The organism is Agrobacterium sp. (genome assembly GCF_059499945.1).
The window spans coordinates 1-15,001 of the sequence record NZ_JCABZP010000017.1 but is presented as its reverse complement, the minus strand read 5'-3'; the positions used below and the strand labels follow the sequence as shown (position 1 = coordinate 15,001).

General features: G+C 57.7%; 16 protein-coding genes. 6 read left to right on the top strand and 10 right to left on the bottom strand.

Going from position 1 to position 15,001, the window contains the following annotated elements:
* Positions 1-3: 3 nt before the first annotated feature.
* The gene (locus tag AC5I5B_RS21145) at positions 4-1,044 is read left to right on the top strand and encodes a sensor histidine kinase (RefSeq protein WP_060726367.1); all 1,041 of its coding nucleotides are present in this window, start codon (positions 4-6) and stop codon (positions 1,042-1,044) included.
* 85 nt (positions 1,045-1,129) lie between these two features.
* On the opposite strand, the gene AC5I5B_RS21140 is transcribed toward AC5I5B_RS21145, so the two are convergent.
* The 7 genes from AC5I5B_RS21140 to AC5I5B_RS21110 all read right to left on the bottom strand — a co-directional run bounded on the left by AC5I5B_RS21140 (position 1,130) and on the right by AC5I5B_RS21110 (position 6,826).
* Positions 1,130-1,840 (bottom strand): anti-sigma factor, encoded by a 711-nt coding sequence (locus AC5I5B_RS21140; protein WP_003507657.1) that lies wholly within the window; start codon positions 1,838-1,840, stop codon positions 1,130-1,132.
* On the bottom strand, positions 1,837-2,379 hold the full coding sequence (locus tag AC5I5B_RS21135) for a sigma-70 family RNA polymerase sigma factor (protein ID WP_003507660.1): 543 nt from the start codon (positions 2,377-2,379) through the stop codon (positions 1,837-1,839). The genes AC5I5B_RS21140 and AC5I5B_RS21135 overlap by 4 nt, the downstream gene beginning before the upstream one ends.
* A gap of 125 nt (positions 2,380-2,504) precedes the next feature.
* Complete coding sequence (locus AC5I5B_RS21130) at positions 2,505-2,936, bottom strand: DUF2177 family protein (RefSeq protein WP_003507662.1); 432 nt, start codon at positions 2,934-2,936, stop codon at positions 2,505-2,507.
* Between the two features lie 77 nt (positions 2,937-3,013).
* Positions 3,014-3,391 carry a DUF2147 domain-containing protein gene (locus AC5I5B_RS21125; protein ID WP_003507664.1) on the bottom strand — a complete coding sequence of 126 codons (378 nt, stop codon included), beginning with the start codon at positions 3,389-3,391 and terminating at the stop codon, positions 3,014-3,016.
* 27 nt (positions 3,392-3,418) lie between these two features.
* Positions 3,419-4,651: an SAM-dependent methyltransferase gene (locus tag AC5I5B_RS21120; RefSeq protein WP_003507666.1), complete on the bottom strand. Its 1,233-nt coding sequence runs from the start codon at positions 4,649-4,651 to the stop codon at positions 3,419-3,421.
* Positions 4,638-5,456 (bottom strand): DUF1365 domain-containing protein, encoded by an 819-nt coding sequence (locus AC5I5B_RS21115; protein ID WP_060723326.1) that lies wholly within the window; start codon positions 5,454-5,456, stop codon positions 4,638-4,640. The genes AC5I5B_RS21120 and AC5I5B_RS21115 overlap by 14 nt, the downstream gene beginning before the upstream one ends.
* The gene (locus AC5I5B_RS21110; protein ID WP_111834761.1) at positions 5,453-6,826 is read right to left on the bottom strand and encodes an NAD(P)/FAD-dependent oxidoreductase; all 1,374 of its coding nucleotides are present in this window, start codon (positions 6,824-6,826) and stop codon (positions 5,453-5,455) included. Before AC5I5B_RS21110 ends, AC5I5B_RS21115 begins: the two co-directional genes overlap by 4 nt.
* Before the next feature lie 189 nt (positions 6,827-7,015).
* Between AC5I5B_RS21110 and AC5I5B_RS21105 the strand changes: the two genes are divergently transcribed.
* From AC5I5B_RS21105 to AC5I5B_RS21095, 3 genes are all read left to right on the top strand, one after another.
* Positions 7,016-7,804, top strand: coding sequence for a DUF1295 domain-containing protein (locus AC5I5B_RS21105; protein ID WP_111834762.1), 789 nt, complete (start codon positions 7,016-7,018; stop codon positions 7,802-7,804).
* The gene (locus tag AC5I5B_RS21100; protein ID WP_111834763.1) at positions 7,801-8,826 is read left to right on the top strand and encodes an SAM-dependent methyltransferase; all 1,026 of its coding nucleotides are present in this window, start codon (positions 7,801-7,803) and stop codon (positions 8,824-8,826) included. Before AC5I5B_RS21105 ends, AC5I5B_RS21100 begins: the two co-directional genes overlap by 4 nt.
* 301 nt (positions 8,827-9,127) lie before the next feature.
* Positions 9,128-10,978: an ABC transporter ATP-binding protein gene (locus AC5I5B_RS21095; protein ID WP_003507676.1), complete on the top strand. Its 1,851-nt coding sequence runs from the start codon at positions 9,128-9,130 to the stop codon at positions 10,976-10,978.
* Positions 10,979-11,036: 58 nt separating this feature from the next.
* On the opposite strand, the gene AC5I5B_RS21090 is transcribed toward AC5I5B_RS21095, so the two are convergent.
* On the bottom strand, positions 11,037-11,231 hold the full coding sequence (locus AC5I5B_RS21090; RefSeq protein ID WP_003507677.1) for a hypothetical protein: 195 nt from the start codon (positions 11,229-11,231) through the stop codon (positions 11,037-11,039).
* A 117-nt stretch (positions 11,232-11,348) separates the two neighbouring features.
* Positions 11,349-11,675 carry a BA14K family protein gene (locus tag AC5I5B_RS21085; protein WP_111834764.1) on the bottom strand — a complete coding sequence of 109 codons (327 nt, stop codon included), beginning with the start codon at positions 11,673-11,675 and terminating at the stop codon, positions 11,349-11,351.
* Positions 11,676-11,972: 297 nt separating this feature from the next.
* Between AC5I5B_RS21085 and AC5I5B_RS21080 the strand changes: the two genes are divergently transcribed.
* Together AC5I5B_RS21080 and AC5I5B_RS21075 are read left to right on the top strand one after the other, a co-directional pair.
* Positions 11,973-12,422, top strand: coding sequence for a hypothetical protein (locus AC5I5B_RS21080; RefSeq protein ID WP_060726362.1), 450 nt, complete (start codon positions 11,973-11,975; stop codon positions 12,420-12,422).
* A 651-nt stretch (positions 12,423-13,073) separates the two neighbouring features.
* Positions 13,074-13,442, top strand: a complete 369-nt coding sequence (locus AC5I5B_RS21075) for an MliC family protein (RefSeq protein ID WP_111834765.1) — start codon at positions 13,074-13,076, stop codon at positions 13,440-13,442.
* Positions 13,443-13,911: 469 nt separating this feature from the next.
* Here AC5I5B_RS21075 and AC5I5B_RS21070 read toward each other — a convergent pair whose 3' ends face one another.
* Positions 13,912-14,544: a TerC family protein gene (locus AC5I5B_RS21070; protein ID WP_003507682.1), complete on the bottom strand. Its 633-nt coding sequence runs from the start codon at positions 14,542-14,544 to the stop codon at positions 13,912-13,914.
* Positions 14,545-15,001: the final 457 nt, after the last annotated feature.

Here is a 15,001-nt window from a genome sequence, read left to right as displayed (position 1 = left end):
GGCATGATGGCTTTGCGCGTTTTGTATGTCGATGACGACCCGGCTCTGGCGCGGCTTTCCAGCCGCGTTCTCGGTCGTCACGGTATGGAGGTGGTTCATGCCACCTCCGTAGCTTCCGGCCTCGAGCTTTTTCGAAACGGGCAGTTCGATGTTGTCGTTCTCGATCACTATTTCCAGACCGCGACGGGCATGGAATTTCTTGCCGCGATCCAGACGATACCGGCAAGGGCGCCAGTTCTCTATGTGACGGGGTCCAACGAGGCCCAAATCGCCATAGATGCGCTCAAGGCGGGTGCTGCCGACTACGTCATCAAGAATGTCGGGGACGACTTCTTTCCGCTTCTGCTTACAGCCATCGAGCAGGCATTGGAAAACCATCGCCTGCGCCAAACGAAGGAAGAGGCCGATCGTTTGCTGGTAAAGGCCAAAGAGCACGCGGAAATGATGGTGAAGGAGATGAACCATCGTGTCGCGAACAGCCTGTCGCTGGTGTCGGCGATGATCCGTCTGCAAATAAACACCCTGAAATCGCAGGAAGCGGAAACCGCGTTATTGGAAACGCAAAGCAGGATTTCGGCCATCGCCGGCGTGCACCGTAGCCTCTATAATACCGCCAATGTCGGATTGGTCTCCCTGAGTTCCTATCTGACCTCTATCATCGGCGACCTGTTCCAGGCGGTGCCCGGCTCTTCTTCCGTCACGGTCGAGACTTCGCTTTGCGAAATCGATCTCAAGGCTGATCATGCCGTGGCGCTTGGTGTCATCATTACCGAGCTTCTGACCAATGCGCTGAAATATGCCTATCCTGACCAGACCGGTACGGTTCGCGTCAAACTCTCCGAGGATAGTGGGCAGTTTGTTCTGCTGGTGGAAGATGACGGCGTCGGCGTGTCGTCGGATTCGACTCCGCGTGGCACAGGCCTCGGTACCAAGCTGATCATGGCGATGGCGCAGAATATCGGTGCACGTGTCGAGCAGACCCATACACATCCCGAGCTGAGGCAGGGAACGCGTTTTACTATGACATGGCATGAGAAGCGGTAAGGATTGATTTTCCGCTCTCACCAGCGCCAGTAATGAGAGCCGCGCAGAAGCTTCGCTCAGGCGATGCTAAAACCGGTTTGAAACCTCACAGATGCCGCGCGGTGCCGACAGCGATGACTGGGCCGGTTGCCTGACCGGTCGGAGAGCCTCCGAAGGGTTCCACGCTGATTGCGAAGGTCGTGCCATCCGTTATGGTGCCGCGCATGTCGGCGGGAATGATGAGGTCGCCGTTCGTGCCCGGCTGGAAAACGCCAAGCGAGCGGGTCTTGCCGCCATCCATGACGAGCCACAATTCCAATGATTTTTCGTCCGTCTTGCCGGTTGCGACCGGTACGATACGCATCCGGCCCGATTCCGCATCGTAGGACGCGAGGAGATTGACCTGACTGTCGGTTGTCGCAAGCTCGGCCACAAGCGGGGTGGTATCCGGCCGTTGGTCGGGGAACGCAGCATAGACGACGGCAGCGACGGCGGTTGCGCTGGTGGCGACTGATATCCAGCGCCAGAAAGGCGCGGAGTTCCAGAGACTGCCATTGGTATTGACAGCCCTGCTGCCAAACAGGCGCTCTTCGATGCGGGCAAGGACAGTCGGGCTCGGTGTCTGTTCCTGATACTCGGCGTTGAAGTCGGAAAACTCCGTTTCCCAGCGCTGCACGAGTTGCGCGAAGGCTTCCTCGTCCTGGATGCGCCTTTCCACCTCGCGGCGCTTTTCGAGCGGCAGAACGCCCAGCACATATTCGCCGGCGAGGATTTCGTCGCGCGTGTGCATTCCGCCACTCTGGTCGCCCGTTGTCATCGCTGCATGCACTCTCTGAGTTTGAGAAGACTGCGCCGGAGCCAGGTTCTGACCGTGTTCAGAGGCACGCGCAATTCGTCGGCGAGTTCAAGATAACTCAAACCTTCGACATAGGCACGACGTACCGCCTGTGCGTGCACAGTCTCAAGTTCCCGCATGCAGTCATCGATCCTGCGGCCTTCATCCACCAGAACGACCTGCTGCTCGGGATCGCGGATGCTCTCATCAACGAGATCATAGGCCTCGTCAATGTCATCGCTTGCGGGTTTACGCGCACGGATGGTGTCTATCGCGTGGTTGCGGGCGATGGTGGCAAGCCATGTCGCCGGTTTGCCGGCGCTTACGGCAAATGTTCGGGCGCGCTGCCAGACCTTGATATAGATTTCCTGCAGCGCCTCTTCGGCTTCCATTTTGTCCCGCAGGATTTTTAGGCAGATCGCAAAAAGCTTCGGGCTTGTTGCCTGGTAAAGCGAGACGAATGCTGAACGATCACCCATGCCGACGCGGTTGATAAGCGTTGCGATCTCTTTGCCCTGCATTCGAACCTTCCTTGCTGTCCTTCCTTTATAGGGTCGTCTTTCGGAAGAAGACAAGAGATGCTTGGGGCGTTCGCTACATGGACTCCCTTTGAGCGTCGGGCGCAAGCCGCAGGTTATGACAAGTGTCATGACAGACCCGCCGAGTTTTCAAGCGGGCCGATGAGGCGGACCGTGACGAGATAACCGATGATGGCCGCTGCCGCCGAGACGAAGGTTCCCCACAGTAGATCGGCAACAGTCAGGGTGGTGGACCAGTTCTTCAGTGTGGCCTGATTGGTCAGATCATAGGTGGCATAGGCCATGAAGCCCACCGCTGCGCCATAAAGCAGAGCCGTGGTCCATTCGCCCGAAATCAGAGCCGGACGAACGGCGAGAAAAGTGAGGCCGGCGGCGTAGATGAGATAAAAGACGATTGCCGGAGCAAGGCGGAAATTTTCCGCCAGAAGATCGCCGATGGCTGGCCGGTAAAGACGCGACGCCATGGTGCTCAGCCAGATGAAATCGATCACCAGAAATGCGATGAGGGTGAAGGAATAAGCGGCAAGGTATGTCTTCATCGGTGTTTCCTTTGCCTTTGATCAGGCGACGTTTTTTTCGGGATGACGAGAATAAAGAGAAGCGATTTGAGTATGCGCTAGTCGATCCTGGTCCAGCTTATGCCCTTGCACAGCAGGCCGGCGACGATGCAGCCTTTCGTGGTCATGTTATTGCCCGCGACCGTCACCGTTATCTTGTAGGATTTTTCCCGTTGCGGGTCGAAGGCGGTGCCGGAATAGCTGCCCGCCTCGCTCTGCTTGATGTCCATGATCAGGCGATCACCGGTCTTTTCTTTTGCGGTGCCAGGTTTGATCCATGTATTCGTGGCGCATATTTTCTCGCCGCAGGGCGCGATCAGCACTTTCGCCTTGCCGTCGCCGCGCGCCCAGTTTCCGTCAATCTCGCCTGCTGCCGCACCGAGGCCCGCCAGCGTCGGGAAGAGGGCGGGTACAATTGCCAATCTGCTGATTTTCATTGTCTTTCTCCGCTTGTTCGCCCCGCCTCATCCGTGTTCTATCGTGTATAGGCCGACATTTATGGTTCCCTCGGCAAAACCCGCTTCGCAGTAGCAGAGGTAATAGTCCCACAGCCGCCGGAAGCGCTCATCGAAGCCAAGCAGGGAAATCGTTTGCCATCGGGCGTGAAAACGCTGGCGCCATTCCGACAGTGTGAGCGCATAGGACTGGCCGAAAAGCTCCGTCTCCGTGAGTTTCAGGCCGGTTTGTCCCATGGCTTTTTCAAGCGCTGAATCGGAGGGCAGAAAACCGCCCGGGAAGATGTATTTCTGAATGAAATCGGCCTTGCGCCGATAGGTGTCAAAGCGGCTTTCTTCAATGGAGATAATTTGCAGCACCGCACGGCCGCCGGGTTTCAGGCAGCGTTTCAGCGTTTCGAAATAGCTTGGCCAATAGGCTTCGCCGACAGCTTCAAACATTTCCACCGAGACGATATTGTCGAATTGACCCTGCACGTCGCGGTAATCCTGCAGCCTGAGATCGATCCGGCCCGCGTTGTTTTCTTTCTCCGCCGCATTTTCTGCCCAGCGCAACTGGGAGGGGGAAAGGGTGATGCCGGTCACGTTTGTATTGTGCTGCGTGGCGAGATGGATGGCGAGTGCACCCCAGCCGCAGCCGATTTCGAGTACGTTGTTATTTCCGGTCAGCTGTAGCTTCTCCGCAATGCGCTCGAGTTTCTTGCGTTGCGCGGCCTCAAGGCTGGTGGTGGTTTCGTCGAAAATCGCCGAGGAATAGAGCATCGTGGGATCGAGCCACTGCCGGTAGAACTCGTTGCCAAGATCGTAATGCGCCTCGATATTGCGGCGGCTGCCGCGTCTGGTGTTGGCATTCAGCCCGTGTGCAAGCCGGTTGATGAGACGCATGGGCAGGCTGCCGCGCATCGACCTTGCAAATGCCTCGCGATTTTGAGCGGCGAAACGGATGAGCGCTGTCAGGTCAGGCGTAGACCAGTCATTTTCGATGAAACCTTCCGCAAAGCCGATATCGCCGTTGACGAGCAGCCTGCGGATGGCCCGCCAGTTATGCAGCACGAGAATGGCTTCGCTACCTTCCGAATCGCCCGATTTTTCGATGTTTCCACCGCCAGGAAGGGTTACGCGCAGTCGGCCGCGCTCGATATTGTTCAGCAGCCGGCTGATGAGCCATGTGCCCATGCCGGCACGACCGTTGAGGCGAGTGCCCTGCGTCGATAATTCAGAGAGATTTTCAAACGGGGTCATGAATTCTGGCCTCGATTTGCGACGATGATGGATGAACGAATGAGACGGGTTCGGCGGGCGGCGGCGGACGTTTTTTGAGCCGCACGCCTTTCAGCCAGATTTTAAGGGCTTCCCAGTGAATGCCGAGAACGACCTTGAGCGTCAGGAACGGGATGGTGACGAAGGCTTTGAGCAGAGCGCGATCGGTCAGCTCGACGCGCCGGGCAAGATGACGGGCCGTCAGGACCACGCCGTCATCGTCGAAAGTTTCGATGACGATCTTCAACCTGTCACCTGGCGGAATGACGCGGAAAACATAACGTAGGTCCATGTCCATGAAGGGCGAGACATAGAAAGCCTTGTCGCATCGCTGGACGATCTCGGTCTCTTTGCCGGCCTCCACCGGGATCAGATAGGAATGCCGTTGCCCGAAGGTGTTATCCACCTCCCAGAGGATGGCTTTCAGCGACGTGTCGCGCCCATAGCAGAAGAACACGCTCAGAGGGTTGAAAGCCCAGCCGAGCAGGCGCGGCATGGTGAGAAGGCGAATAGGCCCTCCATCCACGGCGATACCCGCCGCCGTCATCGCTGTCTCTATCTGCCGGCGCAGGCCAATCGCGCTGCCGTCGCCACGGTCCCTGCGATGAAAAGAGAAGAGGTTGAACCGGTCCACGGAAAAAAACCGCAATTTCCGGTCGAGCGTCTCAAGTTCATCGAGATCGAGAAGCAGCGAATAAATCCGGTAGGCCAGTTTGTGGATTTTCGGCTTGAAGCGCGCATGGGTCACATTGCCCGGAAAAAGCGCTGACGTGAAGGGAGGCGTCATGCTGTCGCCTCCATGAGTTTCGTGTCCGTCGCAATGGTTTTCAAATCCAGGCGAATGATCCGGCCGCTATCGTCGGCAACCTTCCATGGCCGTGTCACCCCGCCTAGATCTTCGGCAACCGCAAGCCCGGCCTGAAGTCCGTCCTCGTGAAAACCCGATCCGAAATAAGCGCCGCAGAACCAGGTGTTTCGCAGGCCCTGCAAAGCCCAAAGCTCCTGACGCATCTGCTCTGTGCCGGCGTCGAAAACGGGATGGTGATAGGTTTCCTCGGCGATGATCTTTCCTTGATCCGGTTCCCGGACCGGGTTCAGCGTTACGAAAGTGTCCGGGGTTTCTCCCAGCGGCTGAAGCCTGTTCATCCAGTATGTGATGCTTGGTTGGCCCGCCTTAATGCGCGTATCGGCAACATAGTTCCAGCTTGACCAGGCAGCGCGGCGACGGGGCATGAAACTGCTGTCGGTGTGAAGCACGGCGCGGTTTTTCGTATAGCCAAAGGCGCCGAGGATGCGCTGTTCAGCGGGCGAGGCGTCCGTGAGCATATCCAGCGCCTGATCTGCATGGGTTGCCATCACCACGTCATCGAAGCGGGCAGTTTTCCCGTCCGCGGTGGTGAGTTCGACGCCGCGCGGAAGGCGGCGAATGCGTGTCACCGGTGTCGAGAGGCGAATTCGATCCGCAAATGGCGCCGTGATGCGTTTTACATATTCGCGCGAGCCACCGACAACGGTGCGCCAGACCGGTCGATCGCGCAGCAACAGCAGGCCGTGATTGCGGCAGAATTTGATAAAATGCGCAGCCGGGTAACGGCCGACCTCCATGGCCGGCGTGGACCATATGGCTGCCGCCATGGGGTAAAGATGATCGTCGCGGAACGCCGATCCGTACCGGTTGTGCGTGAGATATTCGTCGAGCGATATATTGCCCATCAAATGCAGGTCGCGAGGGGCATTGCGGTAAAACCGAAGGAGGTCCGCAACCATCGCCCAGAAACGTGGTCTGAGCACATTTCTCTTCTGTGCCAGCAGGCCAAGACCGGTTCCACCGGAATATTCAAAGTCGCCATTGTCGAGGGAAACGGCAAAAGACATGTTCGACGCTGCGGTCGGTACGTCAAGCGTTCGAAAAAGCGCGGTGAGATTGGGATAGGTCCACTCGTTATAGACAATGAACCCGGTATCGACATGAGCCGGTCCTTTATCCGTATCGAATGTCACCGTGTTGCTGTGGCCGCCGACGCGATCAGCCGCCTCAAAGACCGTGACATCGTGCCGTTTCGACAAAAGCCACGCTGCCGACAGGCCGGAAATTCCTGTTCCCACAATTGCGATGCGGTGCCGGCTATCTTTTTGTCTCGTTTCCGTGTCGGTCATCTATCCTCGCCATCGCATTACAGAAATTTGCCTTGGGACAGCGCAGATACGAGGGAGGGGGCGGATAAGTTTCAGCGGCTGGTGTTTTTTTGGAATCTTTTCCGAAACCTGAAACTCTTTTGCCGGTTCGGTCGTATTTGCCATCACGAAACCCGGTCTCCATCTGTTCAAACCGCGAGCGAAATAGTGATGTTGTCTGTGATCCTGACGCTTGCCATTCTCATGTCGCTTCTGATGGCAGGCGCGTGGGCGCTGCAGAGAGCAACCGGTTCGAGCGGCTGGATCGACACCGTCTGGTCGGCGAGTGTCGGGTTTGGCGGAGTTTCGGCAGTTTTATTCGCGGAAGGAGACGGCTGGCGGCGCGCGGTCGTATTTTCTCTTGTCGTCGTCTGGTCGTTGCGACTTGCCGGGCATATAGGCATGCGCACGCAGGGCGGCGGAGAAGATCCCCGTTATGCAAAGCTCATCAAGCAATGGGGCAGCGCAGCCCCTCTCAGACTTTTCATCTTCCTCCAGATACAGGCCATTGCCGCTTTCGTGCTCGTTCTTGCGGTTTATCTCGCTGCCGGCAACGGCCAGGGTTTTCCGCGTCTCATCGATGTTTTCGCCACGGCGGTCGCTTTTGCCGCACTGGCTGGTGAAGCGCTCTCGGATGCCCAGCTTTCAAAATTCAGGAAAACGCCGGAAGCAAAAACCGGCGTCTGTGAAACCGGCCTTTGGCGTTATTCCCGCCATCCCAATTATTTCTTCGAATGGCTTTTCTGGTGCAGTTTCCCGCTGCTCGCCGTTCAGGAGCAGGTCTTGTCCTGGGCGTCGCTTGCTGCACCCATCATGATGTACTGGCTGCTCGTCCACGTCTCCGGCATTCCGCCGCTTGAAGAGCACATGTTGAAATCGCGCGGAGAGAGGTTCCGCGTCCTGCAACGCCGCGTCAACGCCTTCTTTCCGGGGCCGCGCAAGAACGAGGAAACGCCATGAATATGCTCGCCTTCGCCATCAATGCCGCAGAACGCGCACCGCTCACTGACGCGGTCACACTGGCCGGTATAGATATGCTCTGCGTGCGAACGAAACGGCGGCTTTCAAATATTCCCGATGATGCCGAATTGGCCTTTGCGAAGGATATGGCGACGTTTCCCATCGCCAGCCACACCGACGAGGCGAACAGACAACATTACGAAGTCCCAGCGGAGTTTTTCTCGCTGGTTCTCGGAGCGCAGCGCAAATATTCCTGCTGTTATTATCCCGACGCCACGACGACGCTGGATGAAGCCGAGACCGTGGCGCTTTCCGAGACAGTGGCCCATGCCGGGCTGCGTGATGGCATGGATATTCTGGAACTCGGCTGCGGTTGGGGTTCGCTTTCCCTGTATATGGCGGGCCGATTTCCCAATGCGCGGATCACATCCGTTTCGAACTCAGCATCGCAGCGTGACTACATAATCGGCTGCGTCCGGGAGCGCGGCTTCTCCAACCTTTCGGTGGTAACCGCCGACATGAATGATTTCACGACAGGCAATCGTTTCGATCGAGTCGTGTCGGTGGAGATGTTCGAGCACATGTCGAACTGGCAGATGTTATTCGAGCGGGTTCGTTCCTGGCTGCAGCCGGAAGGCAGGTTCTTCCTGCACGTCTTCAACCACCGTGACCGATCCTACCGTTTTGACCACAATAATCCGGCAGACTGGATCGCCCGGCACTTCTTCACCGGCGGTATCATGCCTGCCTTCGATCTTCCCCATCGTTTTGGGAAGATTTTCACTGTAGAACAGGACTGGCGATGGTCCGGTCTACATTATCGACGGACAGCTCTTGATTGGCTGGCGAATTTTGACCGGGAGATTGACCGTGTCCGGCCGATCCTGAAGCGCGTTTACGGAAACGACGCGCGACTGTGGGAACGCCGCTGGCGACTTTTCTTCCTCGCAACCGCCGGGCTGTTCGGGCATCAGGGTGGGGAGGTCTGGGGTGTCGGACATTACCTTCTGATGCCCAGTTAAGGTTGAAACACTAAAAAAAAGGCGCTGTGTTCGCCCTTGAAAATCGAAGACAACCGTTAAACGTTGATTTTGCGCCGTTTTGCCTTGTCTGCTCTCCATTGCAGGCATGTTCACCCGCAATCATTTTCGCTGCTTCGACTTGCCGATGATCGGCATGATCGTGCGAACGTTTCATTTCACGCCATGTTCAGGGCGCGCACCAGCTATTCTTTACAATTGAGGTCAAGGGCCGGTCATGGTTCCATGCCGGACGCGTAGCTGATTCCTCCCCGTCGATGCCAAACCGCGATCCGAGAGGCCCATGTCGATTTCAGATACGATTTTTCGCCCTTTCGAGACGCTGATACGGCCGCTCGACATTCCCTTCCGGCCGCTGCCGTCGAAAGGCCCCGTCGCGGTGCTGTTGCATTTCATTGAGATGTTTCGCGGCGTCCTCATTGCTCTTGCCCTGTCGTCCATGGCGGTGGAAGCCATCAACCTGTCGATCATCTGGGGATTGTCCGTTATCGTTGATGGCGTGACGGCGCAGGGGGCGGAGGCTTTTCTGCGCGATGAATGGCCGCTGCTTACCGTCCTTGGGTTGTTGATCTTTCCCGCCATGCCGGTGGCTTCGTTTCTTCTCAATACGCTCAATTCGCACACGCTCGGCATCGCCATGCCGGTGGCCATCCAGTGGCAGGGCCACAAGGCCGTGGAGCGGCAGGATCTGGCATTTTTCCATGAGCTCTACGCCGGACAGGTCGCCTCGCGTCTTTCGCAGGTCTCGTCAGCCGTTCAGCAGCAGATCATCAACGCATTCCAGATCGGACCGCGTTTTCTGCTGCAGATGATCGGCTCTCTTGCGCTTCTTGCCGCCTTGTCCTGGCAGCTGGCGCTGCCGGTGTTCATCTGGATCGTGCTGAATGTGGTTCTCGCCGTCAAACTGGCTCCCGTCTTCACGGAACGGTCACGCCGGTCGGCGAAACAAAAGAGCCTTGTCTCGGGCGCGATTACCGATCTCTACAGCAACATGCAGATGATCAAGCAATTCGCTGCCGAAGACAGCGAGGCGGGCGCAATCCGCCGCATTCTGAACAAGGCGGTGCAGACGCAGCACAGGGAGCAGCGTGTCTACCGCGCGTCTGAGCTGGTCGTGGTTGCGCTCAACATGGCGTTGTGGCTGGCGATCCTGTCGGTGGGGTTTTCCGGTCTGGTGAAGGGGGTCATCACGGTCGGAGAATTCGTCGGCGCGGTCTATATATTGCAGCGGCTGTCAGGGCACACATTCACCTTCCTGCAGATGGGCCAGCAGATATTCCAGGCGATCGGCACCATCAAGGATGCCATGCCTGTGATGACGACGCCGCCGACCATTACCGACAGGGCCGGTGCGGCGGAGCTGAATGTCGCGCGTGGAGATATCGATTTCAACCATATCCGCTTTGCTTACAAGTCCGGCAGACCGGTGATCGATGATCTGTCGCTCAAGGTCCGCGCGGGAGAGAGGGTCGGGCTGGTGGGCCTGTCTGGCGCGGGAAAAACGACGCTGGTCAATCTGCTCCTGCGGTTTTACGACATTCAGGATGGCGCCATCTGCATCGACGGTCAGGATATTCGCGAGGTCACGCAGATGAGCCTGCGCCGCAATATCGGGGTGATTGCCCAGGATGTGGCGTTGCTGCACCGGTCGGTTGGCGACAATATCCGCTACGGGCGACCAGAGGCGACGCGGGAGGAGGTGGAGCAGGTGGCGAAAGTGGCGAAGGCCGATGCCTTCATCGCCGATCTCGCCGATAGTGAGGGGCGAAAAGGATATCTCGCTTTTGTCGGAGACCGTGGCATCAAGCTTTCCGGCGGGCAGCGGCAGCGGGTCGCCATTGCGCGCGTGCTGTTGAAAGACGCGCCTATCCTGATCCTCGACGAAGCCACCTCCGCCCTTGATAGCGAGTCCGAAGCCGCCATTCAGGACAAGCTCAATCTGGTGATGGAGGGCAAAACGGTGATTGCCATTGCGCACCGCCTGTCGACCATTGCACGAATGGACCGGATCATCGTGCTGGATCATGGCCGGATTATCGAAGAGGGCAGGCCGGAGGAACTGGTCGAGCAGGGCGGGCTGTTTGCGCGGCTCTGGAAACGCCAGATCGGCGGGTTTATTCCGGAAGACGAGTGATCAGCAGACGCCGCATTGGGGGACGCCGAGGCGATAAGCCGGTTGGCGGGGCGAGCGTTCAGACTGCATCGAGCGCTGACTGGATTCGCAGTTTCTCCGCATCCAGTTCGCTCAGCCTTCCCATATGCGCCGTGATTTCCTCAAAGATCGAGGTGCGATCCGTTTTCGACAGACGCTCCACGCGACGCAGGGCTGTAATGACCTCGATCAGGTCAATTCGTTCCTGCTCAAGCTTTTCCAGATTCCACAACATCGCGTTTTCTCCGTTGGCACACGGTTCAAATGGCCAGATGGGAGAAAGGTTCAAACCGGTAGAATTTAAGGTAAATTTTATCTTGTCGGAAACGGCGCGGCCCGGGCCGCAGCCGAATCAATAGGGCGAGAGACATTGCATCCGTGTGCCGCCAGCCGCCATATAGCTGTTGTCGGTGGGATGGTAGGATGTGTAACGCGTCGCACACCATTTTACATGGTTGATCTCGGCCTGCGACAGGGCGTAACCGTTGGGCGTGGCGTCTTCGCCTTTTCCTGCCGCAAAGGCTGAGGCGGGATAGCTTCGCTGGTCTGAGGTCTGTGCCTGTTGCTGTGTCTCATAGGCCGGCTGTATGAGGCTCAAAGCATGGGCGGGCACGACAAAAGCGGCAGATATTGCGACGCCAAGAGCGAGCGCGGAGATAGTCTTCGGCATCCTCAACATCGATAAATCCTCGTTATTCGTTCGGTATGCTAACGAAAACTTAGGAAATTCGTTCCGGTGAAGGGTTGACCTCACACGAACACGTGATTCTTGGGATTGGGTGCTGGGGATGCCCGGTTCCTGCGACGGGGCCTTCAAGATGACGGCGCGGTGCCGGCTTCACCACGAAGATGGTGTGTCCGGTGAGCAAGTGCCGTGCCCCGTCGATCTGAGTTTCCGTCTCTACCGCACTGCTCGTTGACAAGCGGAAAATCCGGTCAGATAGTCGGCCGGCAATCATGCACACGGGAGTCTTCAATGTTGAACAGGGTTGTCATTCTCTCATCCTTTGCGCTGCTGGCATCGGCGGCGTTCGTCTCCCCCGCAGCCGCACTCACCATGAAGGAGTGCAGCGTGAAGTATCAGGCGGCGAAAGCCGACGGGTCCGCCAAGGACGTCAAGTGGAACGACTATCGCGCCAAGTTCTGCGGCAGCGAGGCGGCCGCTGAGGATGCGGCCGACGACAAGCAGGTCGCGGCCACCACCGAAAAAGAACCCGCAAAAGCGACGATAAAGGCCCCGAAGGGCGTCGCTTTCCCGAGTGCTGTCGATAAGAAGTATTCAAGCGAGACGCCCGGCAAGGCCCGCCTGAAAACCTGCGTCGACTCCTACCACAAGAACAAGAGTGACGGCACGCTCGGCGATCTGAAATGGATCCAGAAGGGCGGCGGTTACTGGAGCCTGTGCAACACCGCCCTGAAGAGCTGAGGCAGGCGGCGGGTCAATGACCGCTGCTCCGCTATTGGCGCGTTATCCGAGATAGATTCGGATAACGCGTGTGGTCTCGGTTGCGATCGACTGTCCCGCATCGTCTTTGCCTGCGCCTCCTCGCCCATGGCCCTTTGCTGCCGTCGCCGGCATGTGAGGATATGACGTCCCATCCGCGATCAGGACCTGTTCGCGGATGGACCTGTTTCTCGATGGGGTGAAACTCCCTAGACGGGCAACCACGTTTTAGGACGGGTAAAAACTGCGAATGGCTTGAGATTCAATCTCTTGATAGAACGAATTGACCCTGCGGCTTGATCCGCATCCAGCAATTCAACGGTTACGGCTGTCTGATGACGGCTCGCCGGCAATGTGGGCGGATGACCAGACGATTTCGAAACTATCTCACGGTGCTGGCCATATCGCTGCTGATGTGGACGGTGATCCTTGGCGTCGTTTATTGGCTGTTTCGATAGGTTTTGCCCCGGCCTGCCGGACGGAATGAAAGTGCCGCATGGTCCGGTGCGGCGTTGATCTGCCGCATGTTTGCGAGGCCGGGTTTCCCGAAAATTTGATAGGCGCGAGGCGGCGGCCCCATTTCGGCTTTGCTGGCATGACCTTATGATCCGGTGACATCAGGAAAGGATCATCATGAATAAAACCGTTGCCGCGATATCTCTTGCAGCTTTTTCCGTATCGCTCGCTACCGGCGCCATGGCTGAAGACCTGGTGATTCCGCTTCCGAAGGACACGACGGTCGAAAAGGTGGAGGCGGTCTATCAATGCGCCGCCGACAAGGTGGAGGCCGTCTATTTTAATGCGGGCGAGGTCAGCCTCGTGCGACTGGGGCTGAAGGATGGCGTGACGGTCGCCGCAAATGTCATTTCGGCCTCGGGCGCCAAATATCAGGGCGGTATTTATGTCTGGTGGTCGAAGGGTGACGAGGCGGATCTTTACGATCTGATGGCGGACCCGGAGATGAAAAAGCCGGTTCATTGCGTGGACGTGAAGAAATCCTGAGCGCTGGACTTTCCCTCAAAGGAGCGGCGGCAGGGCGGTTCCTGAAAACCTTGCCATGCCGCCGGTCAGCGTGGGAGTGCGCGCGCGGCGCGTTCAGCCAAGAACGAGCGACGCAAGAAGCGCCAGCAGGATAAGAGAGCTGGCGACAACACCGAGCCTCACCCTGCGAAGGCGGCGGGTACGACCGCCGCTCCAGTCATAAGCCATTGGCAGCTTTACCTTTCTTTTTATTATTATGACTTATTGACTAGCTCCCTAGGCTTGCCCGTGGCTGACCTCAACTGTCAGAAACCACCAGCGAGAATTCACGATTCCCTGTCTTCTCCTGATGTTGCAGCAATTGCGACGATTGATTCTTCCTGTTCTGCAACGGCGAAACCGGGTGAGGGATTTGACGGTCGCAGGTCACGAAAAAGGCCCGGAAACTGGCGTTTCCGGGCCTTGTGCAAAAGCGTTTCTACTGGCGGTGTCAGCCGAGATAGGCCTGGATATAGGGCAGAACCTCGAGCGTGCCGTGGTAGAGCATGTTGAGCGCCACATAGATGATGACCATGAGGCCGAGGTAGGAAATCCAGCGATAGCGGTGCAGGAGCTTGGCGACGAAGTTGGCGGCGAGGCCCATCAGCGCGATCGACACGACGAGGCCGATGATCAGCACCGTCACGTGTTCCTGCGCAGCGCCGGCGACGGCAAGGACGTTGTCCAGCGACATGGAGACGTCGGCGATGACGATCTGGGTCGCTGCCTGGAAGAAGGTCTTGTGACCCTTGGTCAGGTCGGCCTCTTCGTCGGTCACCTCGTCTTCGATGGAACCTGCGGCGTCACGCAGTTCCGTCCACATCTTCCAGCACACCCAGGCGAGCAGCAGTCCGCCGAATAATTGCAGGCCGACAATGGCAAGAAGCTGGACGGTGACGGCGGCAAAGCCGATGCGCAGAACCGTGGCGGCGATGATGCCGACCAGGATCGCCTTGCGGCGAAGATGAGCAGGCAGACCGGCGGCGGCAAGGCCGATGACGATGGCGTTGTCGCCCGCCAGAACGAGGTCGATTGCAATGACCTGCAAAAATGCCGTGAAACCGGCAGCTGTGAAGATTTCCATGGGATAGTCCTGAAACGGATAGAGATGTCGCGAGGGAAAAGCGACGGATCGAGATATGGCATGGGATGGCGCGCGCGCCGGATTCCAATCGCCCGTCTCCCCCCGGCGATGGAATGCACTTAAGCCATCATGCCGGTGCAGGTAAAGAAGTTGTGATAGAAATATCTTGTTTAGTGATTAGCTAGGCTGACGGAGGGGGGCTCCCGGCCGACGTCTGCCTCACCCTCGCGAGGGTTTAAATGTCGCAAACCAGACACCATATACAGGCCTCAAGGCACGCTTAAGGCGCGCGCGAAGACGCTTTCATAATTAAGTCTTGCGCATTCGCTTACAAAGCCTTAAACGGCGACACCAAACCGGTGCGCCGGGGAAACTACTTCACGTTCACAGGAAGCAATTCACATGGCAAAGAGCAAGTTCGAGCGCAATAAGCCGCACGTCAACATTGGCACGATCG

What these genes read in the sequence shown, in the direction of transcription:
- AC5I5B_RS21145 (WP_060726367.1), top strand. Translation starts at nt 4, where the DNA reads ATGATGGCTTTGCGCGTTTTGTATGTCGATGACGACCCGGCTCTGGCG.
- AC5I5B_RS21140 (WP_003507657.1), bottom strand. Translation starts at nt 1,840, where the DNA reads ATGACAACGGGCGACCAGAGTGGCGGAATGCACACGCGCGACGAAATC.
- AC5I5B_RS21135 (WP_003507660.1), bottom strand. Translation starts at nt 2,379, where the DNA reads ATGCAGGGCAAAGAGATCGCAACGCTTATCAACCGCGTCGGCATGGGT.
- AC5I5B_RS21130 (WP_003507662.1), bottom strand. Translation starts at nt 2,936, where the DNA reads ATGAAGACATACCTTGCCGCTTATTCCTTCACCCTCATCGCATTTCTG.
- AC5I5B_RS21125 (WP_003507664.1), bottom strand. Translation starts at nt 3,391, where the DNA reads ATGAAAATCAGCAGATTGGCAATTGTACCCGCCCTCTTCCCGACGCTG.
- AC5I5B_RS21120 (WP_003507666.1), bottom strand. Translation starts at nt 4,651, where the DNA reads ATGACCCCGTTTGAAAATCTCTCTGAATTATCGACGCAGGGCACTCGC.
- AC5I5B_RS21115 (WP_060723326.1), bottom strand. Translation starts at nt 5,456, where the DNA reads ATGACGCCTCCCTTCACGTCAGCGCTTTTTCCGGGCAATGTGACCCAT.
- AC5I5B_RS21110 (WP_111834761.1), bottom strand. Translation starts at nt 6,826, where the DNA reads ATGACCGACACGGAAACGAGACAAAAAGATAGCCGGCACCGCATCGCA.
- AC5I5B_RS21105 (WP_111834762.1), top strand. Translation starts at nt 7,016, where the DNA reads ATGTTGTCTGTGATCCTGACGCTTGCCATTCTCATGTCGCTTCTGATG.
- AC5I5B_RS21100 (WP_111834763.1), top strand. Translation starts at nt 7,801, where the DNA reads ATGAATATGCTCGCCTTCGCCATCAATGCCGCAGAACGCGCACCGCTC.
- AC5I5B_RS21095 (WP_003507676.1), top strand. Translation starts at nt 9,128, where the DNA reads ATGTCGATTTCAGATACGATTTTTCGCCCTTTCGAGACGCTGATACGG.
- AC5I5B_RS21090 (WP_003507677.1), bottom strand. Translation starts at nt 11,231, where the DNA reads ATGTTGTGGAATCTGGAAAAGCTTGAGCAGGAACGAATTGACCTGATC.
- AC5I5B_RS21085 (WP_111834764.1), bottom strand. Translation starts at nt 11,675, where the DNA reads ATGTTGAGGATGCCGAAGACTATCTCCGCGCTCGCTCTTGGCGTCGCA.
- AC5I5B_RS21080 (WP_060726362.1), top strand. Translation starts at nt 11,973, where the DNA reads ATGTTGAACAGGGTTGTCATTCTCTCATCCTTTGCGCTGCTGGCATCG.
- AC5I5B_RS21075 (WP_111834765.1), top strand. Translation starts at nt 13,074, where the DNA reads ATGAATAAAACCGTTGCCGCGATATCTCTTGCAGCTTTTTCCGTATCG.
- AC5I5B_RS21070 (WP_003507682.1), bottom strand. Translation starts at nt 14,544, where the DNA reads ATGGAAATCTTCACAGCTGCCGGTTTCACGGCATTTTTGCAGGTCATT.